Below are 25,845 nucleotides of genomic sequence, written 5' to 3' on the forward strand. Positions count from 1 at the left end.
GGGTTGCGAAGCAGCCCCAGCACCATCAGTGGCGGTGTATCAGTTCGATCGCGTCGACCGATATCGCGACTGCTTCGCAGCCGAACGGGGATAAATCCCCTCGCCACAAAGGCTCGCTCCCATAATGTCCGCGTCAAGGCGACTGACTATGCCCACTGCCCTTTACCGATTTATCTGCGTCCTCGCACTTTTGCTGCCGATGTTGGCCCACGCCGGCGACGCCGAAGACTTCGTCGCGGCCAATCCCATGCAGCAGGCCAAGCTGCTGGAAGCCTGGGCTGCGCAGCCCGATCCGGCGCGTATCGAATTGCTCAACGCCCTGCAGCAAGGCGAGCTGAGCATCGACGGCCAAACCAAAACCCTGCGCCTGAACAATCGCCTGCGAGGTCTGATCGACACCGCCATGGCCAGCCACCAATTGCTCGCCGCCGACGCCAAACTCCGTCTGAGCGCCGCGCAGCAATTGCAGAAAAGCGCAAAACCGGCACAGCTGAAATTTCTCGACCAGCAACTCGCCGCCGAGAAAGACGCAAGCGTTCACGCCGCCCTGAGTCTGGCGCTGGCCAATCTGCAATTGGTCGACAGCGACCCGGCAGTGCGTCTCGCCGCCGTGCGTCTACTCGGCGAAACCGGCGACCCGCTGGCGCGCACGCGCCTGGAAGGTCTGCTCCAACCCGGTGTTGAAAGCGATGCCGGCGTGCGCACGGCCGCCGAAACCAGCCTCGCCCAGGTCAAGCGCAAATTGCTGATCGGCGAAGTGCTCGGCCAAGCGTTCAGCGGCATGTCACTCGGTTCGATTCTGCTACTCGCCGCCCTCGGTCTGGCGATCACCTTCGGCCTGCTCGGGGTGATCAACATGGCCCACGGCGAAATGCTGATGCTCGGCGCCTACTCGACTTACGTGGTGCAGTTGATGTTCCAGCGTTACGCCCCGCAAGCCATCGAGTTCTATCCGCTGGTCGCACTGCCGGTGGCGTTTTTCGTTACCGCCGCGATCGGCATGGCACTGGAACGCACGGTGATTCGCCACCTCTACGGTCGCCCGCTGGAAACCCTGCTTGCCACTTGGGGCATCAGCCTGATGCTGATTCAACTGGTGCGTTTGCTGTTCGGCGCGCAGAACGTTGAAGTCGCCAACCCGGCGTGGCTGTCCGGCGGCATTCAAGTGCTGCCAAACCTGGTGCTGCCGTACAACCGCATCGTCATCATCGCTTTCGCGCTATTCGTCGTCGTGCTGACCTGGCTGCTGCTGAACAAGACCCGCCTGGGTCTCAACGTGCGCGCCGTCACCCAGAACCGCAACATGGCCGCCTGCTGCGGCGTGCCGACGGGGCGGGTCGACATGCTCGCCTTCGGCCTCGGTTCGGGCATCGCCGGCCTCGGTGGTGTCGCACTGAGCCAGATCGGCAACGTCGGCCCCGACCTCGGTCAGAGCTACATCATCGACTCGTTCCTGGTGGTGGTACTCGGCGGCGTCGGCCAACTGGCGGGCAGCGTGCTCGCCGCGTTTGGCTTAGGGATCGCCAACAAGATTCTCGAACCGCAGATCGGTGCGGTGCTCGGCAAGATCCTGATCCTCGCGCTGATCATTCTGTTTATCCAGAAACGTCCGCAAGGCCTCTTCGCACTGAAAGGACGGGTGATCGACTGATGAACCAGCCTCTACTTGTCACCGCCACACAAAAGGCCGGGCCGAAAGTCACGTTTGCCATCGGTGGCGTAGTCCTCGCGTTGCTGATCGTCTTGCCGTTGCTGTCGCTGCTCACGCCGGACCATGCCCTGCACGTTTCGGCTTATACCCTGACGCTCGTGGGCAAGATTCTCTGCTACGCCATCGTCGCCCTGGCGCTGGATCTGGTCTGGGGTTACGCCGGTCTGCTGTCGCTGGGCCACGGTCTGTTCTTCGCCCTCGGCGGCTACGCGATGGGCATGTACCTGATGCGCCAGGCTGCTGGGGATGGCTTGCCGGCGTTCATGACCTTTTTGTCGTGGAGCGAACTGCCGTGGTACTGGACCGGCACCAGCAGTTTCCTCTGGGCGATGTGCCTGGTGGTGCTGGCGCCGGGTCTGCTGGCGCTGGTGTTCGGTTTCTTCGCCTTCCGTTCGCGGATCAAAGGCGTGTATTTCTCGATCATGACCCAGGCCCTGACGTTCGCCGGCATGCTTCTGTTTTTCCGCAACGAGACCGGGTTTGGCGGCAATAACGGCTTTACCAATTTCCGTACGATTCTCGGTTTCGGCATCACTGAACCGGGCACCCGTGCGGTGTTGTTTCTGGCCACTGTGCTGTTGCTGGTGGCCAGCCTGTTCATTGGCTGGCGACTGGCGCAAAGCAAATTCGGGCGAGTGCTGACGGCGCTGCGTGATGCGGAAAACCGCCTGATGTTCTGCGGCTACGACCCGCGCGGTTTCAAGCTGTTTGTCTGGGTGTTGAGTGCGGTGTTGTGCGGTCTCGCCGGTGCGTTGTACGTGCCGCAAGTGGGCATCATCAACCCCAGCGAAATGTCGCCGACCAACTCCATCGAAGCGGCGGTGTGGGTCGCCCTCGGCGGGCGCGGCACTCTGATCGGCCCGCTGCTCGGCGCCGGCGTGGTCAATGGCATGAAGAGCTGGTTCACCGTGGCCTTCCCCGAGTACTGGCTGTTCTTCCTCGGCGCGTTGTTCATCGTCGTGACGTTGTACCTGCCCAAAGGCGTGATCGGTCTGCTGAAAAAACGAGGTGAATCATGAGAGTGACAGCGAGTGCTGAATTCATGCTGGAACCGGCGTTCTTTCCCGTCGAGCCGAACAAGGACGAGGGCACCAGCCGCGACTCGATCGGCCTCGGCCAGCGCGTCGGCCCGGGCCTCGACACCCGCCACGGCACGATCCTCACACTGGAAGACATCAGCGTCAGCTTCGACGGCTTTCGTGCACTGAACAATCTTAATCTGTACATCGGTGTCGGCGAGCTGCGCTGCATCATCGGCCCCAACGGTGCCGGAAAAACCACCTTGATGGACGTCATCACCGGCAAGACCCGGCCCAGCCACGGCAAGGCCTGGTTCGGCGAAACCCTCGACCTGACACAGATGAGCGAAGTGCAGATCGCCCAGTCCGGGATTGGCCGCAAGTTTCAGAAGCCGACCGTGTTCGAAGCCTTGAGCGTGTTTGAAAACCTTGAACTGGCGCAGAAGACCGACAAATCGGTGTGGGCCAGTTTGCGCGCGCGTTTAAGCGGCGAGCAGAAGGACCGCATCAGCGAAGTGCTGGAGACGATTCGCCTGACCACCTCGGTCAATCGCCAGGCCGGGCTGTTGTCCCACGGGCAGAAGCAGTTTCTGGAGATCGGCATGCTGCTGATGCAGGACCCGCAACTGCTGTTGCTCGACGAGCCGGTAGCGGGCATGACCGATGCCGAAACCGAGTTTACTGCCGAGCTGTTCAAGTCGCTGGCGGGCAAACATTCGTTGATGGTGGTGGAGCATGACATGGGCTTCGTCGGCTCGATTGCCGACCACGTCACGGTGCTGCATCAGGGCAGCGTGTTGGCTGAAGGCTCGCTGGAGCAAGTGCAGGAAAACGAGCGGGTGATCGAGGTCTACCTCGGCCGCTGAAATTCAGATCGTTCCCACGCTCCGCGTGGGAATGCATCCCGTGACGCTCTGCGTCACACAACGGCGGACGCAGAGCGTCCATGGCGGCATTCCCACGCAGAGCGTGGGAACGATCCCCGGGGAGAATCCATACATGCTGCAAGTCGACAAGCTGCACCAATACTACGGCGGTAGCCACATCCTGCGCGGCCTGAGCTTTGACGTGAAGGTCGGCGAAGTCACTTGCCTGCTCGGCCGTAACGGCGTGGGCAAGACCACCCTGCTCAAATGCCTGATGGGCCTGTTGCCGGCCAAGGAAGGTGCGGTGAGCTGGGAAGGTAAACCGATCACCTCGTTCAAGCCACATCAGCGGGTTCACGCCGGCATCGCCTACGTGCCGCAGGGTCGGGAAATTTTCGGCCGCCTGACCGTGGAAGAAAATTTGTTGATGGGCCTGTCGCGTTTTCCCGGCTCCGAAGCCAAAGAAGTTCCAGCGTTCATCTACGAACTGTTCCCGGTGCTGCTACAAATGAAGCAGCGTCGTGGCGGCGATCTGTCCGGCGGTCAGCAACAGCAACTGGCGATCGGCCGAGCGCTGGCCAGCCGTCCGCGCTTGCTGATTCTTGATGAGCCCACCGAAGGCATTCAACCGTCGGTGATCAAGGAGATCGGCGCGGTGATCAAGCAACTCGCGGCACGGGGCGACATGGCGATTTTGCTGGTCGAGCAGTTCTACGATTTCGCCGCCGAACTGGCCGATCAATACCTGGTGATGTCTCGCGGTGAGATCGTCCAGCAGGGCCGCGGTGAAAATATGGAGGCCGAAGGTGTGCGCGGTCTGGTCACGATCTAACGCGGCGGTCTAATCTGTAGCTTCCTAACGATAATCACAAAACCATGAATTCGATTGTTGCACCTGCCCTGTTTACCCCGAGCTGGCACGCCGAGCTGGAACTGGCTTATGCGCGTTTTGGCGATTGCACGCGCCCGATCCAGCGGCGTCACCTCGGCCCGCTGCGGGTGCAAAAGCACCTGTATGCCGAAGGCCCTGAAGTTTGCCAGCACATCATTGTCCACCCACCGGGCGGGATCGCCGGGGGCGACCGGCTGAACATCAGCGCCCGCGTCGAACACAACGCCTGGGCGCAGATCACCAGTCCCGGCGCCGCCAAGTGGTATCGCGCAGCAGGCCCGGCCTATCAGCAACTCGATTTGCAGGTCGCGGCTGGCGCGACGCTGGAATGGCTGCCGCAGGAAACCATCGTCTACAGCGCCGCGCAGGCTGAACTCACCACAACGATCGAGCTTGAAGGCGACGCGCGGCTGTTCTACTGGGACGTGGTGGCACTGGGTCGCCCGGCCAGTGGCGAGCGTTTTGACCTGGGCCATTTTCAGGCGCACCTGGATATCCGCCGCGACGGCCGGTTGCTCTGGCATGAACGGCAGCGCATTGTCGGCAACGATGGTTTGCTTGATTCGCCGATCGGTCTGGATGGGCAACCGGTGTTTGCGACGCTGTTGGTGACTGGTGAGATCGATGCCGAGCTGCTGGAGCGTTGCCGCTCGCTGGGGCATGCGGTGCGTGGGGATCTGACCCAGTTGCCGGGGTTGCTGGTGGCGCGGTGTCTGGCCGGTGAGGCGTTTCTGGCACGGGCGTGGCTGATCGATTTATGGCGTTTGCTCAGACCGGCACTGCTCGGCCGCGAAGCGCAGCCACCGCGAATCTGGAATACCTGAAATGCATTCTACCTGTAGGAGTGAGCCTGCTCGCGATAGCGGTGTGTCAGCCAAAAAATAATGAAATGACACACCGCTATCGCGAGCAGGCTCACTCCTACAGGGGGATGCGTTTGCAACCCTGAATAACTTTCAATCTGCCCTGATGGAACCCCAACAATGGACCTGACCCCACGCGAAAAAGACAAGCTGCTGATCTTCACCGCCGGCCTCGTCGCCGAGCGGCGGCTGGCCCGCGGCGTGAAGCTCAACTACCCGGAAGCCATGGCCTACATCTCCGCCGCGCTGCTCGAAGGCGCCCGCGACGGCCAGACCGTGGCCGAGCTGATGCACTACGGCACCACCCTGCTCAGCCGCGAGCAAGTGATGGAAGGCATCCCGGAAATGATCCCGGAAATCCAGGTCGAGGCGACGTTTCCCGACGGCACCAAACTGGTCACCGTTCACCAGCCAATCGTCTGAGGCCGCGCCATGACTTACAGCATCCGCGATGCGACGCAGGCCGACCTGCCGGCGATCCGTGACATCTATAACGACGCGGTGCTCAACACCACGGCAATCTGGAATGAACAGGCCGTCGACCTCGCTAACCGCCAGGCGTGGTTCAGCGCGCGTCAGGCTCAGGCTTATCCGGTTCTGGTGATCGTCGACAGCGACAACAGCGTTCTCGGCTACGCTTCGTTCGGCGACTGGCGGCCGTTCGACGGGTTCCGCCACACCGTCGAACATTCGGTGTACGTGCGCAGCGACCAGCGCGGCAACGGCCTCGGCCCGCAACTGATGACTGCGCTGATTGAACGGGCAAAAACCTGCAACAAGCATGTCATGGTCGCCGCGATCGAAAGCGGCAACGCCGCCTCGATTCGTCTGCATCAACGCGCCGGTTTCATCGTCACCGGGCAGATGCCGCAAGTCGGTACCAAGTTCGGTCGCTGGCTCGACTTGACCTTCATGCAATTGACCCTCAATCCCGGCGCAGAGCCGCCTGACGCCCACAAGGAGTGACACCGATGAACGCTGCCCAACTGCGTCGCGTCAACGCTGAAAGTTTTGCTCATTACCGTCAGGGCTTGATCGACCTGCTGCTCGACGCTGTGGGATACGGCGCCAGCGTCGGCTTCATGGGCGACCTCGATGCCGCGCAGGCGCACGCCTATTTCGATGACGTCCAGGACAACGTGAACAAAGGCCATGTGCTGCTCTGGGTGGTGGTCAAGGACGAACAGGTCCAGGCCAGCGTGCAGTTGGCGCTGTGCCAGAAGGCCAACGGCCTGAATCGCGCCGAAGTGCAGAAACTGCTGGTGCGCGAAGACGCCCGCCGCCGCGGCCTCGGTCAGCAATTGATGAGTGCGCTGGAGCTTGAGGCGCGCCATCTCAAGCGCGGCCTGCTCTACCTCGACACGGAAGCGGGCTCGCCGGCTGAAGCGTTCTATCAAGCCCTGGGTTATATCCGCGCCGGCGAAATTCCCGATTACGCCTGTGACCCCAACGGCACGTACCGCCCGACCGCTCTCTATTACAAGATTCTGCAAGGAGCCCAGCCATGATTCCCGGCGAATACCAGATCCAGCCCGGCGACATCGAACTCAACGCCGGCCGTCGCACCCTCAGCCTGAATGTCGCCAACAGCGGCGACCGGCCGATCCAGGTCGGCTCGCACTATCACTTTTTCGAAACCAACGACGCGCTGACCTTCGACCGCGCAGCCAGTCGCGGCATGCGCCTGAATATTCCCGCCGGCACCGCCGTGCGCTTTGAGCCTGGCCAGAGCCGTGAGGTCGAGCTGGTCGATTACGCCGGACATCGCCGGGTGTTCGGCTTTGCCGGACGCATCATGGGTGATCTTTAAGCCATCAGGTGACTGCAAGAAAGCTATCGCGAGCAGGCTCACTCCTACATGAGACCGCGATCAAATGTAGGAGCGAGCCTGCTCGCGAAAGCGAGTAATGCGAGCGATTTCAGACCCAATTGAATCCCAAGGCAAGCACATGAAGATTTCTAGAAGCGCCTACGCCGACATGTTCGGCCCCACCGTCGGCGACAAGGTGCGCCTGGCCGATACCGAACTGTGGATCGAAGTCGAACAGGACTTCACCACCTACGGCGAAGAAGTGAAATTCGGCGGCGGCAAAGTCATCCGCGACGGTCAGGGCCAGAGCCAGTTGCTCGCCGCCGAGGTGGTCGACACGCTGATCACCAACGCGCTGATCATCGACCACTGGGGCATCGTCAAGGCGGACGTCGGCCTCAAGGACGGGCGCATCGCCGGCATCGGCAAGGCCGGCAACCCCGACGTCCAGCCCGGCGTGACCATCGCCATCGGCGCCGGCACCGAAGTGATTGCCGGCGAAGGCATGATCCTCACCGCGGGCGGCATCGACACGCACATCCATTTCATTTGCCCGCAGCAGATCGAAGAAGCTTTGATGAGCGGCGTCACCACCATGATCGGCGGCGGCACGGGACCTGCCACCGGAACCAACGCCACCACCTGCACGTCGGGACCATGGCATCTGGCGCGCATGCTCCAGGCCGCCGATGCGTTCCCGATGAACATCGGTCTCACCGGCAAGGGCAACGCCAGCCTGCCGGAACCGTTGATCGAGCAGGTCAGGGCCGGCGCCATCGGCCTCAAGCTGCACGAAGACTGGGGCACCACCCCGGCGAGCATCGACAACTGCCTCAACGTCGCCGATCAGTTCGACGTCCAGGTCGCAATCCACACCGACACCCTCAACGAATCCGGCTTCGTCGAAACCACCCTCGGCGCGTTCAAGGGTCGCACCATCCACACCTATCACACCGAAGGTGCCGGCGGCGGCCATGCGCCGGACATCATCAAGGCCTGCGGTTTCCCCAACGTGCTGCCGAGTTCGACCAACCCGACCCGGCCATTCACCCGCAACACCATCGACGAACACCTCGACATGCTGATGGTCTGCCACCACCTTGACCCGAGCATTGCCGAAGACGTCGCCTTTGCTGAAAGCCGCATCCGCCGCGAAACGATCGCCGCCGAAGACATCTTGCATGACCTCGGCGCGTTCTCGATGATCAGCTCCGACAGCCAGGCCATGGGCCGCGTCGGCGAAGTGATCACGCGCACCTGGCAGACCGCCGACAAAATGAAAAAACAGCGCGGCCCGCTGCCGCAGGACGGCGCAGGCAACGACAACTTCCGCGCCAAACGCTACATCGCCAAATACACCATCAACCCGGCGATCACCCATGGCATCAGCCATGAGGTCGGTTCGATCGAAGTCGGCAAGTGGGCCGATCTGGTGCTGTGGCGCCCGGCGTTTTTCGGCGTGAAACCAACGCTGATCCTCAAGGGCGGCGCGATTGCCGCCAGCCTCATGGGCGATGCCAACGCCTCTATTCCGACGCCGCAACCGGTGCACTACCGACCGATGTTTGCCAGTTACGGCGGCTCGTTGCACGCGACCAGCCTGACCTTTATCAGCCAGGCCGCGCACGAAGCCGGGCTACCCGAAGCGCTTGGGCTGAAGAAAAAAATCGCCGTGGTGAAAGGCTGCCGCGACGTGCAGAAAACCGACCTGATTCATAACGATTATCTGCCGGATATTGATGTTGATCCGCAGACTTATCAGGTCAAGGCCGATGGGGTGTTGCTGTGGTGTGAGCCGGCGGAAACGCTGCCGATGGCGCAGCGGTACTTTTTGTTCTGACAACAAAAAAGCCCTTCGGGGCGTGTTCAATGTTGAATCAGAATGACCTGCGTCATCGTTCTTCGCGAGCAAGCCCGCTCCTACATTGGCATACGCACTCCTGTGGGAGCGGGCTTGCTCGCGAAGAGGCCGGGCCAGCGACCGATATACATCAGACTGACTACTCAACCACCAACCGCCCCAACCGCTGACGCAGCATCCGGTTCTCGGCGCGCAACTCACGCACTTCCTCCAGCAGATCCAGCGCCAGCGCCACTCCTTCCCACTCCAGCTCCAAATCGCGGCGCAGCTTGGCGGCGCGCTTGGCCAGGGCCAGTTCGTAATCGGTGAAGCGCCATTCCCGGGGCTGTGCGCCCTGAGGTTCGAGGATGCCGTGTTCGACGATTTCGATCACGTAGACGTCCGGTAAATCGGCCGCCTCACAGAATTCTGCCAGGTCCAGTTGAACGCTCAGGGGGCTGCTCATGATGGGCTACTCCGTCGTCGGGTTCAGAAGTTCTCTCGCGGATTGAACGCAGCTTTTTTTGCCAGTTCCTGCCACAGCGCCTTGACCTCATCGTCAGAGGTTTTCGGCATGACCGCTTTGAGTTGCACAAACAGATAACCGCGCTCGCCGGCCTTGTTCTTCAGACCATGGCCTTTGGCACGCATGCGCTGGCCGTTCTGGCTGCCGGCGGGCACCTTGAGGTTGATCTTGCCGGTCAGGGTCGGCACGGCCACTTCGGTACCCAGCGCCAGCTCCCACGGGGCCAGCGGCAAGGTGATGATCAGGTTGTCGCCTTCGACATCGAACTTCGGGTGCGGCGCAAAACGAATGGTCAGGTACAGGTCGCCATTCGCCCCGCCGCCAACGCCCGGTGCGCCCTGGCCTTTGAGGCGGATGCGCTCGCCGTCGGCCACGCCGGCCGGAATCTTCACGTTCAGGCTCTTGCTGGTGTTGCTGACGTGCTGGCCGTTGGCGTTGTATTGCGGCACCTGAAAGGTGACTTTCTTCGACTCGTTGGCCAGGGTTTCTTCGAGGAAGACCGGCAGTTCCATTTCCACGTCTTGCCCTCGCCGTCCGCGTGATTGGCCGCCCTGCGCGCCACCGAAACCGGGGCCGCGGTTGCCGAAGATCGAACTGAAAAAGTCCGAGAAGTCGCCGGTATCGCCACCGCCACCGCCAAAACCGCCGCGGCTCTGCCAGCCCGGTGGCCCCTGGAACGGCTGACCGTGCTGGCCATAACGACGCAGTTCGTCGTATTCGGCGCGCTTGTCGGCGCTTTTCAGCGCTTCATAGGCTTCCGAGGCGTCCTTGAACTTGGCCTCGGCGTCCTTTTCCTTGCTGACATCGGGGTGGTATTTGCGCGCCAGCTTGCGATAGGCCGCCTTGATGGCCTTGTCGTCGGCTGTCGGCTCCACGCCGAGTATCTTGTAATAGTCTTTGAAGTCCATTGAAGGATCACCATCCGTTATCGATTTCGCGCCTGTCCCAGCGTGCGCCAATTGGCGCGTGCCGGGTTGACCGATCTCAAGGTTGTGACCGGGTGGCGCCGCAGAAGTTTATCGGCAGTGGACGGCGGTTCTTGCGACCGCCGGTGTGTCTGCCGGCCCATGCCAGCAAGTTTGGGGCGAACCGGCGATTTTCAACCGGTTCAGTCGCGAAATAGCAGATGACCGGCCTTCGAATCTGGCGCGCACTGACATACACTGCGCGGCCGTTTTTTGACCGGAACCGAAAGACATGAAAGACGCCTCTCCAGCCCGTGCCTGTGGCATCGACTTCGGCACGTCCAACTCCACCGTCGGCTGGCTGCGCCCCGGCATGGACACCATGATTGCGCTGGAAGACGACAAGATCACCCTGCCGTCGGTGGTCTTCTTCAATATCGAGGAGCGCCGCCCGGTGTACGGTCGTCTGGCGCTGCACGAATACCTGGAAGGCTACGAAGGCCGGCTGATGCGCTCGCTGAAAAGCCTGCTCGGCTCCAAGCTGATCAAGCATGACACCAGCGTTCTCGGCACGGCCATGCCGTTCAAGGACTTGCTCGGGCTGTTCATCGGCCAGCTCAAGGCCCGCGCCGAGACCACCGCCGGGCGGGAATTCGAGCAAGTGGTGCTGGGCCGTCCGGTGTTTTTCGTCGATGACGATCCGCTGGCCGACCAGGAAGCCGAAGACACTCTGGTCGAAGTGGCGCGCAAAATCGGTTTCAAGGACGTGTCGTTTCAGTATGAGCCGATCGCGGCGGCATTCGACTATGAGTCGACCATCGAAAAGGAAGAGCTGGTGCTGATCGTCGACATCGGCGGCGGTACGTCCGACTTCTCGCTGGTGCGCCTGTCGCCCGAGCGGCGCGGTGTCGAGAACCGTCACGACGACATCCTCGCCACCGGCGGCGTGCACATCGGTGGAACCGACTTCGACAAGCAACTGAGCCTGCAAGGCCTGATGCCGCTGTTCGGTTATGGCAGCCGCATGAAGAGCGGCGCCTACATGCCGACCAGCCACCACATGAACCTGGCGACCTGGCACACCATCAACTCGGTGTACTCACAGAAAACCAGCCTGGCGCTGGCCAGCATGCGTTACGACATTGAGGACACCGGCGGTATCGATCGTCTGTTCAAATTGATCGAACAGCGTGCCGGCCACTGGCTGGCGATGGAAGTGGAAGAAACCAAGATTCAACTGACCCGCGCCGACAGCCGCCACGTGCCGCTGGACCGCATCGAGGCCGGGCTGAGCGTCGAGCTGACGCGTGCGCTGTTCGAATCGGCGATCGAAGCGCTGTTGGAGCGGGTGCGCGGCAGTGTCACGCAACTGTTGAATGACGCCGGCGTGGCGGTCGATCAGGTCGACACGGTGTTCTTCACTGGCGGTTCCAGCGGCATTCCGGCGCTGCGCAACAGCGTCTCGGCAATGCTGCCGAACGCGCGGCATGTTGAAGGGAATATCTTTGGCAGCATTGGCAGCGGCTTGGCGATTGATGCCATGAAACGCTACGGTTCGATGGCCTGATCCCGCCCCCAGATATCGGGGGGGCTTTATGGCAGGGGATTTATCCTGTGGCGAGGGGATTTATCCCCGTTGGCCTGCGCAGCAGGCCCCTGCTTTCAAGCTCAGGAGCGGGGCCGCTTCGCGGCCCAGCGGGGATAAATCCCCTCGCCACAGGATAAATCCCCTCGCCACAGTCATCACTCACTCTGCATTCTTTGCCTTACACCATTCCTCCGAGCTTCAATTCGCTCTTCAGGTACGCATAATAAATCGGCCCCGCCACCACCCCTGGCAGGCCGAACGCGGCTTCGAACACCAGCATCGCCAGCAGCAACTCCCACGACTTGGCACTGATCTGCCCGCCGACGATGCGCGCATTGAGGAAGTATTCGAGCTTGTGGATAAAGATCAGATAACCCAGCGCAGCCATCGCCACCCAGATCGACAGCGACAGGCCGACGATGGTAATCAGCGTGTTCGATATCAGGTTACCGATCACCGGTAGCAGGCCGAGCAGGAAGGTCAGCACGATCAGGGTCTTGGTCAGCGGCAGCTTGATGCCCAGCATCGGCAGGACCACCGCGAGGAAGATGCCGGTGAAGAAGGTGTTGAGCAGGGAAATCTTGATCTGCGCAAAAACGATGTTGCGAAACGCCTGCACCAGCAAATGCAAACGGTCGAACAGTGCGGCGGCCAGGGGCTTGCGCTTGGTCACGTCGGGAATGCGCTGCAGGGCGATGATCGCGCCGAGCACCATGCCGATCAGCAACGTGACGAACATGTGCGCGGCGTCCTTGCCGACCAGTTGCAGGTCAGACAGGTGTTTGCTCATCCATTCGCCGATCGCCACGCGAAACTCCGCCGCGCTGGCCGGCAGATAAGCGTCGATGAACGGCGGCAACTGCCCGCGCGCGCGGTCGACCACGCCCATGAATTTATCGAGCGAGGCGCCCGGGTTTTCCGCTTCGTGCAAAAGAAAACTGATGGCCCCGGCGAAGAGCAAAGCCAGCACACTGACCACCAACGTGCCCAGCAACGCCACCGCCAGCCAGCGCGCACGCCGCCCTTCGATCAGCCGTTGCAGTTGCGGGGTGAGCATGTTGACCAGCTCGAACACCAACAAGCCGGCCAACAGGCTCGGCAGCAAGCGCAGTGGCAGCACCAGCAGCAAACCGCCAAATATGATGATGCAGCTGACCCAGAACACAACATGACGCTCAGAAAACGTTGGCATACAGCCTCAAAACGAACGGCGTGAAAGGATGGGCAGTCTGCCAGCGATCCGGGGTTAGCACTAGGGATATGCGGGTGAGAGATTGGCGGTGCGCTCACCGACGCTTTCGCGAGCAGGCTTGCTCCCACAGGGGAATGCATTTCAAATGTGGGAGCGAGCCTGCTCGCGAAGAGGCCAGCCCGCTCACCACAAGGCTCAAATGCTTATTTCTTTTTCAGGCAATCACTCATGAACGCCTTGCGCGCATCCCCCGTCAGCGCCTGGGTTTTCGCATCGGCATTGCAGGTGCTCATTTTCTGCTGCTGCGGCGTCAGCACCTTGCCATCGTTGGCCGCAGGCGCCGCTTTCAGGCAGGTGCTCATGAAGGCTTTGCGCTCGTCGCCCTTGAGGCTCTTGGCGGTCGCATCGGCATTGCAGGTGGTCATCTTGTTTTGTTGCGCCGTGGCGGCGAAACCCTGGGAACACAGGAGCAAACCAATCATCAACAACGGGACACGCAACATCTTCATGGAGTTTTCTCCTTGTCGCCGCACCGATGGATGCAGCCTCTGCAGGAGTGTAGCCAAATCCTGTTACACCTTCCTGCCTTCCAGGTGACTGCGCCGATACTGCTCCGGCGTACAGCCGGCCTGCCGGGCGAACATGGCGATAAACGCCGAGCCGCTGCTGTAGCCCAGATCAAAGGCGATTTCCTGCACGCTGCGCGCCGTCTCAAGGAGCTCGATCGCCGCCAGATAGCGCAAGCGTTGACGCCATTCGCCAAAACTCATCCCCAGTTCACGGACAAACTGCCGCGCCAGCGTGCGCTCGCTGACATGCACTTGCGCCGCCCAATGCGCCAGCGGCTGATTGCTGCCCGGTTCGGCCTGCAAGGCGTCGAGAATCGCCAGCAAACCGGGGCTGCTGGCGTAGGGCAGATAACACTCATGCACTGGCGCCTGTTGCAACTGATCGACCAGCACCTGGGCCAGACGCCGGTCGGATTCCTGCTCGGGTATCTTCACGTCGCGGGCGGCGAAGTCCTTGAGAATCGCCTTGAGAATGTCACTGATCGCCAGTGTGCAGGCCTGTGCCGGCAGTCCGGCGCAGACCTGCCGATCCAGACACACCGCGCGATAGTTGACCGGCTGATGGCTGTAGAAACTGTGCTCGACCTGCGGCGGCACCCACACGGCGTACTGCGGGGGCGACATGAAGCGGCTGCCGCCGACGTCCATGTGCAGCACGCCGTGGGCGGCGTACTCCAGCGTTCCCCAAGGGTGCCGGTGCGGCGCGGCGAACTCGTGAGCGTTGAAATCGGCATAGCGGAAATACACCGCTGACGGCAGTTCGCTGAAATCCAGCAGATCGATGTGTTTGCTGTTCATGCTGTCCGGTTGCAAAGGCAGGTTGTCCGGTTCGCAGTATAGGGCTGCATCCAGACAGAGGATAATTGCGCTTCATCAACGTACTGGTTTCAACTCATGCAATACGCGTTTCCCCTGCTGGCGATTTTTATCTGGGCCGGTAATACCGTAATCAACAAACTGGCCGTCGGGGCGATTTTTCCCGCCGAGATCGGTTTCTACCGCTGGCTGCTGGCCGGGTTGCTGTTTACCCCTTTCATGCTTAAACAGGTGATTGCGCACTGGCCGCAGATTCGTCCCAACCTGGGGCGGATTTTCGTCCTCGGCGTGCTCGGCATGGCCGTGTACCAGAGCCTGGCGTATTTCGCTGCCACCCTGACCACTGCGACCAACATGGGCATCATTCTGTCGCTGATGCCGCTGATGTCACTGGCCATGGCGATCATCAGCCTCGGCCAGCGCCTCACCGCCGGGGCACTGGTCGGTGCGGTGCTGTCGTTTGCCGGCGTGCTGGTGGTCGTGTCGTCCGGCAGCCTCGGCGCGTTGTTGCAGCACGGGGTCAATCTGGGTGACGCGATGATGCTGATCGCCACCCTCGCCTACGCGGTTTACAGCACCTTGCTGAAAAAATGGCAGCTGCGTTTGCCGCCCTTGGTCCTGCTGTACTTGCAGGTGCTGGTGGCGATTGTGGTGTTGTTTCCGTTGTTTGCCGTTTCGCCGAAAACCGGTCTGACCCTGCAGAACATTCCGCTGGTGCTGTATGCCTGCCTGCTCGCCTCGATGGTCGCGCCGCTGGCATGGATGCAGGCTGTGCAGCGCCTGGGCCCGAGCCGCACGACGTTGTTTTTCAATCTGCTGCCGTTGATTACGGCGTTGATTGCGGCGGTGGTGTTGAAAGAGCAGTTGGCGCTGTATCACCTGGTGGGCGGTTTGTTGACATTGGGCGGGGTGGTTTTGTCTGAGCGCTGGACCACGGTGTTGGGCCGCAAGATCAGTATCGCCTGATGCATACCTGTGGCGAGGGAGCTTGCTCCCGCTGGGGCGCGAAGCGGCCCCGCTCTTGAAAATCCAAAGCAGGGGCCTGCTGCGCAGTCCAGCGGGAGCAAGCTCCCTCGCCACAGCAGCGAATCAAAGCCCGGCCGCCTCCAGCCGCGCCGCATGCTCGACAAACAAGCGCACCGGATCCGCGCCCTTGCCGACCAGTCCCAGCGACTGGTTGACGATGTCGAAATGATCCAGCGGATAGTCATCGCCGATCACCGTGCCCAGGTGCGAGCTGTAGCGCCCGACCATGCCGTCGCACTGCCCCGGTTCGCGGACAAAGGTTCTGGCGAACAAGCGGCAACTGCGATTCGTCCCGTCAAAGAGATTGCCGCCACGATCAGTCTTGCCCGGCTGCAACGTCCCCGACCATGAGTAATAGCGCACGCCATTGACCTCCTCAGGCCCGTGCCCGCCCCAGATTGGCGGCAAGCCCTGTGGATAACGCTGATTGAACAGCGCCACGCCCGCGCGGGTCAGCGACTGGTGCGAGGCGTGGATATCCACCGGCAGTTTCGGCCCGTGGTAGCCGGTTTCCATCAGCGCCATCAGCCAGCCGACCCAGCGCAGCAGCGCTTCGAGCAGACGGCCCTTGGCACTGTCGGCGGGGTAGTGTTGTTCCAGATAATCGGCCAGTTCCGAGCCGTGATTGGGGCCAGCCACGGAGGTTACCGAAGCAACCAGATCCGGCCGTTTTGCAGCAGCGTAACGAGCCGTCAACGCGCCCTGGCTATGGCCGAACAGGTTGACCTTCAGCGCGCCGGTTTCACGCAGGATTTCGTCGATCCGCGCCAGCAACTGCTCGCCGCGCACCTCGGTCGAATGGAGCGGCGAGACCTGCACGGCGATCACCGTCGCACCACCACGGCGCAGCGCCTTGATGATCCCGTACCAGTAGGGGTAAAGCAGCAGCCGGACAAATCCGAGCATGCCCGGCACCAGCACCAGTGGATAACGTGTCGACATGGGTAAACGTCCTTGTGGTCGGTGAGTGGCTGCAAGACGTGCAAGACGCCCGCCAAGCATCCACCCCGATGATGACAACTCACCTGCAGCCTACTTCAGCCCCACCACCCCCGCCACAATCAGCCCCACCGAGAGCAGTTTGACCAGGGTCAGGCTCTCGCCCAGCAAGGCATATCCGAGGAACACCGTGCCGAGCGAGCCAATCGCGGTCCAGATCGGATAGGCAATGCTCACCGGCAGGTCGCGCATCGCCAGGGTCAGAAAGTAAATCCCGCCGACCGCCGCAACCACCGTGATCAGCGACGGCCAGGGCCGGGTGAAGCCTTCGGCGTATTTCATGCCCATGGCAAAAGTGACTTCAAACCCGGCGGCGATCAGCAAGAACAGCCAGGCCATCTAGAACACCCTGGCCAGGTCGAGCAGGCGTTGCTCGGCCTCGGCCACCGACACGGCAAAAGTGCGTTCGGCAGATTCTTCGCCTTCTGCGGCCACCACACTGACGTCGTTGATGCCGACGAACCCCAGCGCCGTGCGCAACCACGGATCGGCATGATTCAACGCCTCAAGCGCGCCGCCCGGGCCAAAGCCGAAGCCACCGCGACTGGTGACGATCAAGGCCTTTTTGCCTTGCAGCAACGGGGTGTACTGAGCGACACCGTTGTCCAGCGTGTGATCGAAAGTCAGCCCCAGGCGCACGATCTGATCCACCCAGGCCTTGAGGCCGCTGGGCACACTGAAGTTGTACATCGGCGTGGAAATCAGCAGCAGATCATGCTCGAACAATTCGCCGACCAGTTGATCGCTCAACGCCAGATCAGCCTGCATCGACAACGGACGCGCGTCAGGCTCGGGATAAAACGCCGCCGCCACGAACGCCTCATTGACCGGCGGCACCAGCACTCGGCCGACCTCCCGACGGGTGATCTGCCCCTCTGGATGGCGCGCCTGCCAAGCGCTCAAAAAACCCTCCGCCAAACGCCGCGAAGTCGACCGGTCGCCTCGCGGGCTGCCGTGAACCACAAGAATCCTGCTCATCTATAATTCCTCCGACTAGAATCAAACCACTTGTGGCTTGAAGCTTGAAGCTCATAGCTGCCCCTATTCAAATGAGCAAAAGTCAGTCGGGATGAGTTCATTTCATCCATGGAGTGTTGAATGTTTGCCTCGCTGCCCCTGACCGCCCTGCGCGCCTTCGAGTCGGCTTCGCGGTTATCCAGTTTCAAAGCCGCCGCCGAGGAGTTGTCGGTGACGCCGACGGCCATTTCCCACCAGATTCGCTCGCTGGAAGACTGGCTCGGCGTCGCCCTATTCGAACGCTTGCCCCGTCAGGTGCGCCTGACCGAGGGCGGCGAGCGGCTGTTTCGCAGCCTGCACGGCGCCCTGCTGGAAGTGGCGCAGAGCGTCGACACCCTGCGCCCCCACCGCAGCGGCAGCAGCCTGACGCTGTCGACCACGGCGGCGTTTGCGGCGCTGTGGCTGGTGCCACGCCTCGGCCGGTTTTATGCGCAACATCCGCACATCAATGTGCGCATCGACACCCATTGCGAAGTCATCGACCTGCATCAGGACGCCAGTGTCGATCTGGTCCTGCGCTACAGCCTCGATGATTACCCGAACCTCTATGGCCTGTGCCTGTTCGATGAGTCGTTCGCGGTGTACGGCTCGCCCGAGCAAGTGGCGCTGGCCGCGCGACGCACGCCGACGCTGATCAGCGTGCGCTGGCACAACTCCAGACTTTATGCGCACGGCTGGCAAGCGTGGTGCGCCAAGGCCGGCGAGCGCTGGCTCGATCAGCAGCCGGTCAACCGCGAATACGATGAGGAACATTACGCACTGCAAGCGGCCATCGCCGGCCAGGGCCTGGTGCTGGCGAGCAATGTTCTGGTGTCGGAAAGCGTCGCCAGCGGTTTGCTGATGCCCTACCGCGGTGAAGTACAGGTCGACGGCGCCGGTTACAGCGCGCTCTGCGTGCCGGGGCGGGAACGGCATCCGCCGGTACGCGCATTTTTTCGCTGGCTGCAGGACGAGGCGCGGTTGTCTGGGCTGACGCCAAGAGCGCAGCCTTCGGCCGCTACCGCAGGGAACCCGGCATAAAACCGATAAAACTTTTCCCGGCGCGCAGGAATCACAACCTGGGTAGCGACCGCGTCAGCAGAACGTGGCGCCTGACGGATTAGCCTCCAGGAGAATGAAATGAGTGACCTGCATTTGTCTGATGTTCAAACCCTGCGTGAGCGCGCCCGACAACACGTGGAAAACGGCGCGGTCACCGAGAGTTACAGTGCCAACCGGGAAGAGGTGCTGCGCCTGCTCAATGAATCGCTGGCCACCGAACTGGTCTGCACCTTGCGCTACAAGCGCCACTATTTCATGGCCAACGGCCTGAAAGCCAACGTCGCTGCCGATGAGTTTCTCGAGCATGCCAATCAGGAAGCCGAGCACGCCGATCGCCTGGCCGAACGCATTGTGCAACTGGGCGGCGAGCCCGAATTCAACCCCGACCTGTTGAGCCAGCTGTCCCACGCGCAATACGTGGCCGGCAATACCTTGAAAGAGATGGTCTACGAGGACCTGGTCGCCGAGCGCATCGCCATCGACAGCTACCGCGAGATCATCCAGTACCTGGGCGACAAGGACCCGACCACCCGGCGCATCTTCGAAGACATTTTGGCCGAGGAAGAAGAGCATGCCGATGACATGGCGGACATTCTGAAAGATTTGTAACGCCAGTCAGGCCGCATTCGCGAGCAGGCTCGCTCCCACATTTGATCACCTTTCAACTGAAGGAATGCATTCGAATGTGGGAGCGGGCTTGCTCGCGAAGGGGCCTCTACAGGCGCCCCATTACTTGCTGGGTTTAACAGTCACAGGCGCCTTGCCCTGCTTCATCTGCTCGAGCAACGGCGCACACTGATTCGGCTCGCCGCCGCTCGGCGCGACCAGCGCCAACAAGCCCGCCGCCGGTGCCGCGATCACGCCCAGCGCGACCATCCCCGCCCCGCGCAGCATCAACGGCACGGCTTTGACGCCCGCATCCGGCTTGATGAACTTGCCGCGCACATACAACGGCGACCGCAGCGAGATCAGGCGCCAGCCCTTGGACTCCGGCGTCACCGTCAGGTCAAGTTGCTCGGTGGCCATGTTCGCCGTGCCGTCGACGTAGATGATCGCGTTCTCGGTGTCGAACACAAACAGGCGCGTCGTCGCCAGGCCGGTCTTGATGTCGAAGTCGGCCGCCGCGCAGTTGATCTTCACTTCCTTGTCGCCAAAGATTTTGCCGACCACATAGTTACCGACGTTGAGCCCGGCCAACTCCATCAGTTCACGACTGATCGCGCCGTCATTGATCAGCATCTTCAGGCTACCGTTGGCACTGCCGAGCAACCTGGCCACGGAGTTGCCGCGACCGCTGATATCGGCATCGCCGTGCAGTTCACCGAAACTGGTCTGCATCGGCTCGAACGTCGGGAACAGCTCCTTGAGCTTGAATTTGCGTGCGGTCAATCGCGCCCGGCCTTCCAGCGGCTCGGTGCGGCCATTGAGGCGGATCTGCGCATCCAGCGTGCCGCCGGCCACGCCGAAGCGCAGCGGTTCGAGGCTGAGCTCGCCATCGTTGAGTTTCAGGTGGGTATAGAGGTCGTTGAACGGCAGCTTTTCGCTGTGAACGATGCGCTTGCCGGTGAATTCGACATCGGCGTCCATGGCGCGCCAGCGGTCGGTCTTGAACTCTTCGACCGGCAGCACCTTGTCCGCCGGTTGCTTGCTCGCACCGCCACGGGCTTTTTGCTCGGCGTTGGAGTCGGCACCAATCAGCGGTGCGAGGTCGGCGAACAGCAGTTGATTGGACAGCAGCGCACCACTGAGCTTTGGCCGTGGCTGACTGGCGACATAAGTCAGATCGCCATGAATGTCACTGTCGCCGATTTTGCCGTTGAATTTTTCATAGGTGAATGTCGCACCGCCCGGTTCATGCAGTTTGGCGATCAGATGACCGTCGGTGGAGTACGGCGGTGTGTCCGGCAGAGTCACGCCGGTCAGCGGGTAGAGATTGCCGAGGCTGTCGCCAGCCAGTTTCAGGCGCAGGTCGAGGGCGCCGAGGTTGAGCGGATCGGTCAAGGTGCCGGCCAGTTCGATACGCGTGTCGCCGATTTTCGCCTGCGCCTGCAACGGGAACGGCTTGCTCGCGTCCTGCAACGCCAGCAAGCCGCCGATCTTGCCCTGCCCGGTCAGATTCTGCCCGTGGTATCGACCTTTGACCTTGAGCGCAAAGGCGTAATCCTGTGGTGCGCCGCCCTTGTCCTGAGCGGTTTTTGCCGCTTTGTCGCCGACAATCTCGCTGAACGGAATCGGTTTGCCGAGCGGATCAATCAACACATCGAGATCGGTCTTGAGCGTCTGATCGTCGAGGGTCACGTGGCCCTTGTCGAATCCGATCGCGCCAATGTCCACCACCCAGTTTGACGGCTCGGCATTCGGGTCCTTGGGGTCGAACGTGAACGTCCAGTTGGCCCGGCCATCGGCCAGGCGTTGCAGCTGGGCATTCGGCTCGGTCAGGTCGATCCGCGGAATCACCACGCGCTGCGCCAGCAAGGCCAGCGGCGAGATGCGCAGCTCGACCCGTTTCAGCGTGACCATTTGCGGCTGTTTCGACCAGTCCGGATTGCCCAGGCTCAAGTCCTCGGCGACCACATGCGGCCACGGTACCCAGGCGCGCCAGCCGCCCTCCTCCGGCTCGCGCTGCCAGATCACCGCGAGATTGCCGTTGATGGCGAACGCCCGATGCAGTTCTTCCGACACTTTGGCGTTGATGGTCGGCTTGATCCGGTTCCAGTCGAAAAACACGATAATCAGAATCAGCGCTGCCAGCAGCAGCGCGAAAATGGCGAAGGTCCAGCTGAAGATTTTTCCAGTGCGCGTCATGCACAAAGCTCCTGATCACGACCGCACGCCAACCCCGACGCACAGCTAAAACGGCAGACCGAAGCGGCCCTTATGCAGTCTGTGACTGGCGAAAGGCCCGCAGGTTTTATCCAAAGGCAGTTTAAGCCATAAACAGCGCGGCAAATCTGACCGATCGGTCTAGGTGTGTTACCGCAACCCGCACATTTGCGAGGCGCGAGTGAGTCGAAAATACCCACGACGGTGCACAACCGTCGCCCGCAAAGGCCCGATCTAGAGCCTCCCCGCAGAACAATCAATTCTGTTGATTATTACCATTGCGTTTATGAACTTTTATATCGACTTATCGAGAGTAGCATTGCCTCCGTACCCACTTTATCGCCCTCCCAAGGAGCAACCCATCATGAAACGCCAATTACTGCTCAGCCTTACCCTGTCGATGTTAGCCAGTACCGCTTTTGCCCTGCCGGCTGCCGATCAGGCAACCCCACAAGTGAAAACCAGCCACTCGGTATTCAGCCAGACCGTTGCTGCGGACGGCTCTGACCGTACCCCACAAGGTCAGACCCTGGCTGAAGGCGGTCGTGATCGCCTGGAAGAAAAAGGCCTGGTTCAAGACGGTTCCGATCGCACGCCACAAGGCCAGATTCTGGCATCCGACGGTAGCGACCGCACCCCACAAGGTCAGACGCTCGCATCTGATGGCAGCGACCGTACTCCTCAAGGCCAGACCCTGGCGGATGACGGCTTCGATAAAACCCCACTGGGTCAAGCACTCGCCGAAGGCGGTGGTGACCGTGTGATCGAACGCAACAGCCAATTGAGCTAAGCCCATGGCGGCCTGGCAAAAAAGCCCAATCACCGGATTGGGCTTTTGACTTTTCAAACCCCGTAAAATCCTGCGCGCCACCTTCTCCCGTTCGACGCCGATAAAGCCGATTTGCTAGAGTGCGGCGCTTGTCCTGTCGAAGAACACCCTGCGATGCTGCCCCGCGCCGAACAGAAACAACAGACCCGCAACGCCCTGATGGACGCTGCCCGCCACCTGATGGAAAGCGGCCGAGGATTCGGCAGCCTGAGCCTGCGCGAAGTGAGCAAAACCGCCGGGATCGTGCCCACCGGTTTTTACCGCCATTTCACCGACATGGACGAACTTGGCCTGGTGCTGGTCAGCGAAGTCGGCCAGACCTTCCGCGAAACCATCCGCCTGGTGCGCCACAACGAATTCGTCATGGGCGGCATCATCGATGCCTCGGTGCGGATTTTTCTTGATGTGGTCAGCGCCAACCGCTCGCAATTTCTGTTTCTGGCGCGTGAGCAGTACGGCGGCTCGCTGCCGGTGCGCCAGGCCATCGGGCGCTTGCGCGAAAACATCAGTGCCGACCTGGCCGCCGACCTGACCCTGATGCCCAAGCTCCAGCACCTGGACCCCGCCGGTCTGAGCGTGGTGGCCGACCTGATCGTCAAATCGGTGTTCGCCACCCTGCCGGACATCATCGACCCACCCGCCGCCGCCCTGCCGGAGCACCTGACGCCCCAGGCAAAGATCACCCAACAACTGCGCTTCATCTTTATCGGCCTCAAGCACTGGCAAGGGCTGGGCAGTACCGAGTAACCCCCTTCTCTACCACACACCGCAAATCCCCCCTGTAGGAGTGAGCCTGCTCGCGATAGCGGTCGGTCAGTCCACGAATACTTGACTGATAAACCGCTATCGCGAGCAGGCTCACTCCTACAAGGGTGCAGCGGCATGGCCTCGATTTGGTGCATGACATATTCTTCATGCACCAAAACCTTCCAGAATTCTCCCGCCTGTTGAAAGATCAAGCGCACGCCGACAGCCATTTCCTACGTCCCGTCGGATTGGCGCGGCCCTTGCTCTAGCCTGAGCATTGTCCATTGCCGGAAGCTTCCCGATGCTGGTGATTCACCGCAGAATCGACCCTCAACCCGTCTGGGCCGCCGAATTGCACCTGACCTTCGACGCGCGCAGCAAAAGCCGTTTGCGCTGTTTCAGTGCCGAGGGCGAAGACGTCGGGTTGTTTTTGGAGCGCGGTCAGCCGCCGCTGTATGACGGCGAGTGCCTACAGGCCGAGGACGGCCGCATCGTCCGCGTCTGCGCGCGCCCTGAACAACTGCTGCATGTGACCTGCGCCAACGCGTTTGAACTGACTCGCGCGGCGTACCACCTGGGCAACCGTCACGTTGCCCTGCAAGTCGGTGACGGCTGGCTGCGGCTGCTCGACGATTACGTGCTCAAGGCGATGCTCGAACAACTCGGCGCACAGGCCGAAGCCATCGAGGCGCCCTTCCAGCCGGAGCACGGCGCCTATGGGGGCGGCCATCATCATTCACGCCACGGCGACGAAGATTTCAATTACGCGCCGAAACTCCACCAGTTCGGCGTGCGCCTGTGAATCCGGCCTGGGCGCTGCTGCGTCTGGCCAGTCCACAGCTGCCGATTGGCGGCTACAGCTATTCCCAAGGCCTGGAAATGGCGGTGGATAACGGCCGGGTGAACAACCCGGACAGCGCGCGACGCTGGATCAGCGACCAACTGCTGCTGAATCTCGCGCGCTTCGAAGCACCGTTATTGCTGGCGCATTGTCAGGCGGCGGCGGACGAAGACTGGGCCGAACTGCGGCAACTCTGCGAGAGCCACCGTGCCAGCCGCGAAACTCGCGAATTGCATCTGGAGAGCCGCCAGATGGGCTATTCGTTGCAGCAGTTACTCAACGGTCTACCGGAACTCGACGCGCCCGCTCGCGACTTTCTCGAACAGATCATCGAACCGCATCTGGCCCTGTGCTGGGCCTTGGCCGCGCGCGCCTGGGGTATCAGCCCACAGGACGCTCTCGCCGCATGGCTGTGGAGCTGGCTGGAAAACCAGCTCGCCGTGCTGATGAAAACCCTGCCACTGGGCCAGCAAGCCGCTCAGCGCCTGACCAGCGAACTGCTGCCGCTGTTGCAACAGGCACAGCAGGGCGCCACCCGAATCGACCCCGAACACATCGGCAGCGCCGCTTTCGGCCTGTCGCTGGCGTGCATGGCCCATGAGCGCCAGTACAGCCGGCTCTTCCGCTCTTAGGCCCTTTGTTTTGGAGAATAAAATGCACACCCAACCTCTGCGCGTCGGCATCGGCGGCCCGGTCGGTTCCGGCAAGACCGCATTAACCCTGGCTTTGTGCCTGGCACTGCGCGAGCGCTACAACCTTGCCGTGGTCACCAACGACATCTACACCCGCGAGGACGCCGACTTTCTGGTGCGCAACGAAGCCCTCGCGCCCGAGCGCATCATCGGCGTGGAAACCGGCGGCTGCCCGCACACGGCGATCCGCGAAGACGCGTCGATCAACCTCGAAGCGGTCGATCAACTGAACCGGCGTTTTCCGGGGCTGGATCTGATTTTGGTGGAGTCGGGCGGTGACAATCTCTCGGCGACCTTCAGCCCGGAGTTGTCCGACCTGACCATTTATGTGATCGACGTTTCCGCCGGCGACAAGCTGCCGCGCAAGGGCGGGCCGGGCATCTGCAAATCCGACTTGCTGGTGATCAACAAGATCGACCTCGCGCCACTGGTGGGCGCCTCGCTGGAAATGATGGACAGCGACACCCGGCGCATGCGCAACGGCAAGCCGTTCGTGTTCAGCAACCAGAAAACCGGTCAGGGCCTGGACGAGATCATTGCCTTCATCGAACGCCAGGGTCTGCTGACTGCGGCCTGATTTCAGTTATCACAAGGAAGCTTAGCCATGACACTCAAACACCTTCTTGGCGCTGCGGCGCTGCTGCTGACACCGGCGCTGGCCTTTGCTCATCCGGGGCATGGCGACAGCGGCCTCCTCGCGGGCATCGGCCACCCGATCGGCGGGCTCGACCATTTGCTGGCAATGCTGGCCGTCGGTTTATGGGCGGCGCAGCAACAAGGCGCGGCGCGCTGGGCGCTGCCGTGCACTTTTGTCGGCACCATGCTGCTGGGCGGTTTGCTCGGTTTTGAAGGGCTTGAGTTGCCGGCGCTGGAGAGCGGGATCGCCGCTTCGGTATTGGCGCTGGGCCTGGCCGTGGCACTGGCGGTGCGTCCGCCGCTGGTGATGGCAGTGGCAGCGACGGCGCTGTTTGCACTGTTCCATGGCGTGGCGCACGGGCTGGAGTTGCCGCAGATGAGCAATCCGTGGGCGTATGCGGCCGGGTTTGTTGTGGCGACGGCGGTGTTGCATGCGGTCGGTTATGGCGTGGTTCGCGTGTTGCCGCAGGCAGCGGCGCCGCTGGTGCGCCTGGCCGGGGCTGCGTCGGCGGCGACTGGGGTGTGGTTGCTCGCAGGCTAATTTTTTTGTCTGAACTGGCCTCTTCGCGAGCAGGCTCGCTCCCACAGGTTTTGTGC

29 protein-coding genes are annotated in these 25,845 nt (G+C 61.8%); 20 read left to right on the forward strand and 9 right to left on the reverse strand.

Features of this window, described 5'->3' with window-relative positions; all coding sequences use genetic code 11:
• Window positions 1–148 precede the first annotated feature (148 nt).
• From urtB to ureC, 10 genes are all read left to right on the forward strand, one after another.
• The gene (gene urtB, locus HU739_RS14575) at window positions 149–1,651 is read left to right on the forward strand and encodes an urea ABC transporter permease subunit UrtB (RefSeq protein WP_186547536.1); all 1,503 of its coding nucleotides are present in this window, start codon (window positions 149–151) and stop codon (window positions 1,649–1,651) included.
• Window positions 1,651–2,730, forward strand: a complete 1,080-nt coding sequence (gene urtC, locus HU739_RS14580) for an urea ABC transporter permease subunit UrtC (protein WP_186547538.1) — start codon at window positions 1,651–1,653, stop codon at window positions 2,728–2,730. Before urtB ends, urtC begins: the two co-directional genes overlap by 1 nt.
• Window positions 2,727–3,596, forward strand: coding sequence for an urea ABC transporter ATP-binding protein UrtD (gene urtD / locus HU739_RS14585; RefSeq protein WP_016771888.1), 870 nt, complete (start codon window positions 2,727–2,729; stop codon window positions 3,594–3,596). The genes urtC and urtD overlap by 4 nt, the downstream gene beginning before the upstream one ends.
• A 133-nt stretch (window positions 3,597–3,729) precedes the next feature.
• Window positions 3,730–4,428, forward strand: coding sequence for an urea ABC transporter ATP-binding subunit UrtE (gene urtE, locus HU739_RS14590; protein ID WP_186547540.1), 699 nt, complete (start codon window positions 3,730–3,732; stop codon window positions 4,426–4,428).
• Window positions 4,429–4,472: 44 nt separating this feature from the next.
• A complete protein-coding gene (locus HU739_RS14595) occupies window positions 4,473–5,312 on the forward strand; it encodes an urease accessory protein UreD (protein ID WP_186547542.1) in 840 nt (279 codons plus the stop codon).
• A 159-nt stretch (window positions 5,313–5,471) separates the two neighbouring features.
• Entirely contained in the window at window positions 5,472–5,774 is a 303-nt protein-coding gene (ureA, locus tag HU739_RS14600) for an urease subunit gamma (protein WP_003221215.1), read from the forward strand.
• Between the two features lie 9 nt (window positions 5,775–5,783).
• Window positions 5,784–6,317, forward strand: coding sequence for a GNAT family N-acetyltransferase (locus tag HU739_RS14605; RefSeq protein WP_186547544.1), 534 nt, complete (start codon window positions 5,784–5,786; stop codon window positions 6,315–6,317).
• Window positions 6,318–6,322: 5 nt separating this feature from the next.
• Window positions 6,323–6,859 (forward strand): GNAT family N-acetyltransferase, encoded by a 537-nt coding sequence (locus tag HU739_RS14610; RefSeq protein ID WP_186547546.1) that lies wholly within the window; start codon window positions 6,323–6,325, stop codon window positions 6,857–6,859.
• Window positions 6,856–7,161 carry an urease subunit beta gene (locus HU739_RS14615; protein WP_186547548.1) on the forward strand — a complete coding sequence of 102 codons (306 nt, stop codon included), beginning with the start codon at window positions 6,856–6,858 and terminating at the stop codon, window positions 7,159–7,161. Before HU739_RS14610 ends, HU739_RS14615 begins: the two co-directional genes overlap by 4 nt.
• A gap of 139 nt (window positions 7,162–7,300) precedes the next feature.
• Entirely contained in the window at window positions 7,301–9,001 is a 1,701-nt protein-coding gene (gene ureC, locus HU739_RS14620) for an urease subunit alpha (protein ID WP_186547550.1), read from the forward strand.
• 160 nt (window positions 9,002–9,161) lie between these two features.
• On the opposite strand, the gene HU739_RS14625 is transcribed toward ureC, so the two are convergent.
• A complete protein-coding gene (locus HU739_RS14625) occupies window positions 9,162–9,467 on the reverse strand; it encodes a chaperone modulator CbpM (RefSeq protein WP_186547552.1) in 306 nt (101 codons plus the stop codon).
• A 23-nt stretch (window positions 9,468–9,490) separates the two neighbouring features.
• Window positions 9,491–10,435 (reverse strand): DnaJ C-terminal domain-containing protein, encoded by a 945-nt coding sequence (locus HU739_RS14630; protein WP_186547554.1) that lies wholly within the window; start codon window positions 10,433–10,435, stop codon window positions 9,491–9,493.
• 289 nt (window positions 10,436–10,724) lie between these two features.
• Here HU739_RS14630 and HU739_RS14635 point away from each other — a divergent pair, with 289 nt between their 5' ends.
• Window positions 10,725–11,999, forward strand: coding sequence for an Hsp70 family protein (locus HU739_RS14635; protein ID WP_186547556.1), 1,275 nt, complete (start codon window positions 10,725–10,727; stop codon window positions 11,997–11,999).
• A 199-nt stretch (window positions 12,000–12,198) separates the two neighbouring features.
• On the opposite strand, the gene HU739_RS14640 is transcribed toward HU739_RS14635, so the two are convergent.
• The 3 genes from HU739_RS14640 to HU739_RS14650 form a co-directional block, all read right to left on the reverse strand.
• On the reverse strand, window positions 12,199–13,212 hold the full coding sequence (locus HU739_RS14640) for an AI-2E family transporter (protein WP_186547559.1): 1,014 nt from the start codon (window positions 13,210–13,212) through the stop codon (window positions 12,199–12,201).
• Between the two features lie 203 nt (window positions 13,213–13,415).
• Entirely contained in the window at window positions 13,416–13,721 is a 306-nt protein-coding gene (locus HU739_RS14645; RefSeq protein ID WP_186547561.1) for a PsiF family protein, read from the reverse strand.
• A gap of 63 nt (window positions 13,722–13,784) precedes the next feature.
• Window positions 13,785–14,579 carry an AraC family transcriptional regulator gene (locus tag HU739_RS14650; RefSeq protein WP_186547563.1) on the reverse strand — a complete coding sequence of 265 codons (795 nt, stop codon included), beginning with the start codon at window positions 14,577–14,579 and terminating at the stop codon, window positions 13,785–13,787.
• A 96-nt stretch (window positions 14,580–14,675) separates the two neighbouring features.
• On the opposite strand from HU739_RS14650, the gene HU739_RS14655 reads away from it, so the two are divergent.
• Window positions 14,676–15,563 carry a DMT family transporter gene (locus tag HU739_RS14655; protein WP_186547565.1) on the forward strand — a complete coding sequence of 296 codons (888 nt, stop codon included), beginning with the start codon at window positions 14,676–14,678 and terminating at the stop codon, window positions 15,561–15,563.
• 123 nt (window positions 15,564–15,686) lie between these two features.
• Here the strand turns inward: HU739_RS14655 and HU739_RS14660 are convergent, their stop codons facing one another.
• The 3 genes from HU739_RS14660 to HU739_RS14670 all read right to left on the reverse strand — a co-directional run bounded on the left by HU739_RS14660 (window position 15,687) and on the right by HU739_RS14670 (window position 17,600).
• Entirely contained in the window at window positions 15,687–16,565 is an 879-nt protein-coding gene (locus tag HU739_RS14660) for an esterase/lipase family protein (RefSeq protein WP_186547567.1), read from the reverse strand.
• Window positions 16,566–16,655: 90 nt separating this feature from the next.
• On the reverse strand, window positions 16,656–16,961 hold the full coding sequence (locus HU739_RS14665) for a DMT family transporter (RefSeq protein WP_186547569.1): 306 nt from the start codon (window positions 16,959–16,961) through the stop codon (window positions 16,656–16,658).
• Complete coding sequence (locus HU739_RS14670) at window positions 16,962–17,600, reverse strand: FMN-dependent NADH-azoreductase (RefSeq protein ID WP_186547571.1); 639 nt, start codon at window positions 17,598–17,600, stop codon at window positions 16,962–16,964.
• A gap of 120 nt (window positions 17,601–17,720) precedes the next feature.
• Here HU739_RS14670 and HU739_RS14675 point away from each other — a divergent pair, with 120 nt between their 5' ends.
• Together HU739_RS14675 and HU739_RS14680 are read left to right on the forward strand one after the other, a co-directional pair.
• On the forward strand, window positions 17,721–18,659 hold the full coding sequence (locus HU739_RS14675; protein WP_186547573.1) for a LysR substrate-binding domain-containing protein: 939 nt from the start codon (window positions 17,721–17,723) through the stop codon (window positions 18,657–18,659).
• A 99-nt stretch (window positions 18,660–18,758) separates the two neighbouring features.
• Complete coding sequence (locus HU739_RS14680) at window positions 18,759–19,289, forward strand: ferritin-like domain-containing protein (RefSeq protein WP_186547575.1); 531 nt, start codon at window positions 18,759–18,761, stop codon at window positions 19,287–19,289.
• Between the two features lie 120 nt (window positions 19,290–19,409).
• On the opposite strand, the gene HU739_RS14685 is transcribed toward HU739_RS14680, so the two are convergent.
• Window positions 19,410–21,485: an AsmA family protein gene (locus HU739_RS14685; RefSeq protein ID WP_186547577.1), complete on the reverse strand. Its 2,076-nt coding sequence runs from the start codon at window positions 21,483–21,485 to the stop codon at window positions 19,410–19,412.
• Between the two features lie 382 nt (window positions 21,486–21,867).
• Between HU739_RS14685 and HU739_RS14690 the strand changes: the two genes are divergently transcribed.
• The 6 genes from HU739_RS14690 to HU739_RS14715 all read left to right on the forward strand — a co-directional run bounded on the left by HU739_RS14690 (window position 21,868) and on the right by HU739_RS14715 (window position 25,789).
• Entirely contained in the window at window positions 21,868–22,293 is a 426-nt protein-coding gene (locus tag HU739_RS14690; protein WP_186547579.1) for a hypothetical protein, read from the forward strand.
• A gap of 153 nt (window positions 22,294–22,446) precedes the next feature.
• On the forward strand, window positions 22,447–23,079 hold the full coding sequence (locus HU739_RS14695; RefSeq protein ID WP_186547581.1) for a TetR family transcriptional regulator: 633 nt from the start codon (window positions 22,447–22,449) through the stop codon (window positions 23,077–23,079).
• A gap of 301 nt (window positions 23,080–23,380) precedes the next feature.
• Window positions 23,381–23,881 carry an urease accessory protein UreE gene (gene ureE, locus HU739_RS14700; RefSeq protein WP_186547583.1) on the forward strand — a complete coding sequence of 167 codons (501 nt, stop codon included), beginning with the start codon at window positions 23,381–23,383 and terminating at the stop codon, window positions 23,879–23,881.
• The gene (locus HU739_RS14705) at window positions 23,878–24,552 is read left to right on the forward strand and encodes an urease accessory protein UreF (RefSeq protein WP_186547585.1); all 675 of its coding nucleotides are present in this window, start codon (window positions 23,878–23,880) and stop codon (window positions 24,550–24,552) included. Before ureE ends, HU739_RS14705 begins: the two co-directional genes overlap by 4 nt.
• A gap of 22 nt (window positions 24,553–24,574) precedes the next feature.
• The gene (gene ureG / locus HU739_RS14710; RefSeq protein WP_186547587.1) at window positions 24,575–25,189 is read left to right on the forward strand and encodes an urease accessory protein UreG; all 615 of its coding nucleotides are present in this window, start codon (window positions 24,575–24,577) and stop codon (window positions 25,187–25,189) included.
• 27 nt (window positions 25,190–25,216) lie between these two features.
• Window positions 25,217–25,789: a HupE/UreJ family protein gene (locus HU739_RS14715; protein WP_186547589.1), complete on the forward strand. Its 573-nt coding sequence runs from the start codon at window positions 25,217–25,219 to the stop codon at window positions 25,787–25,789.
• The last annotated feature ends 56 nt before the right edge of the window (window positions 25,790–25,845 follow it).

This window comes from Pseudomonas hamedanensis, from assembly GCF_014268595.2.
GTDB lineage: Bacteria > Pseudomonadota > Gammaproteobacteria > Pseudomonadales > Pseudomonadaceae > Aquipseudomonas > Aquipseudomonas hamedanensis.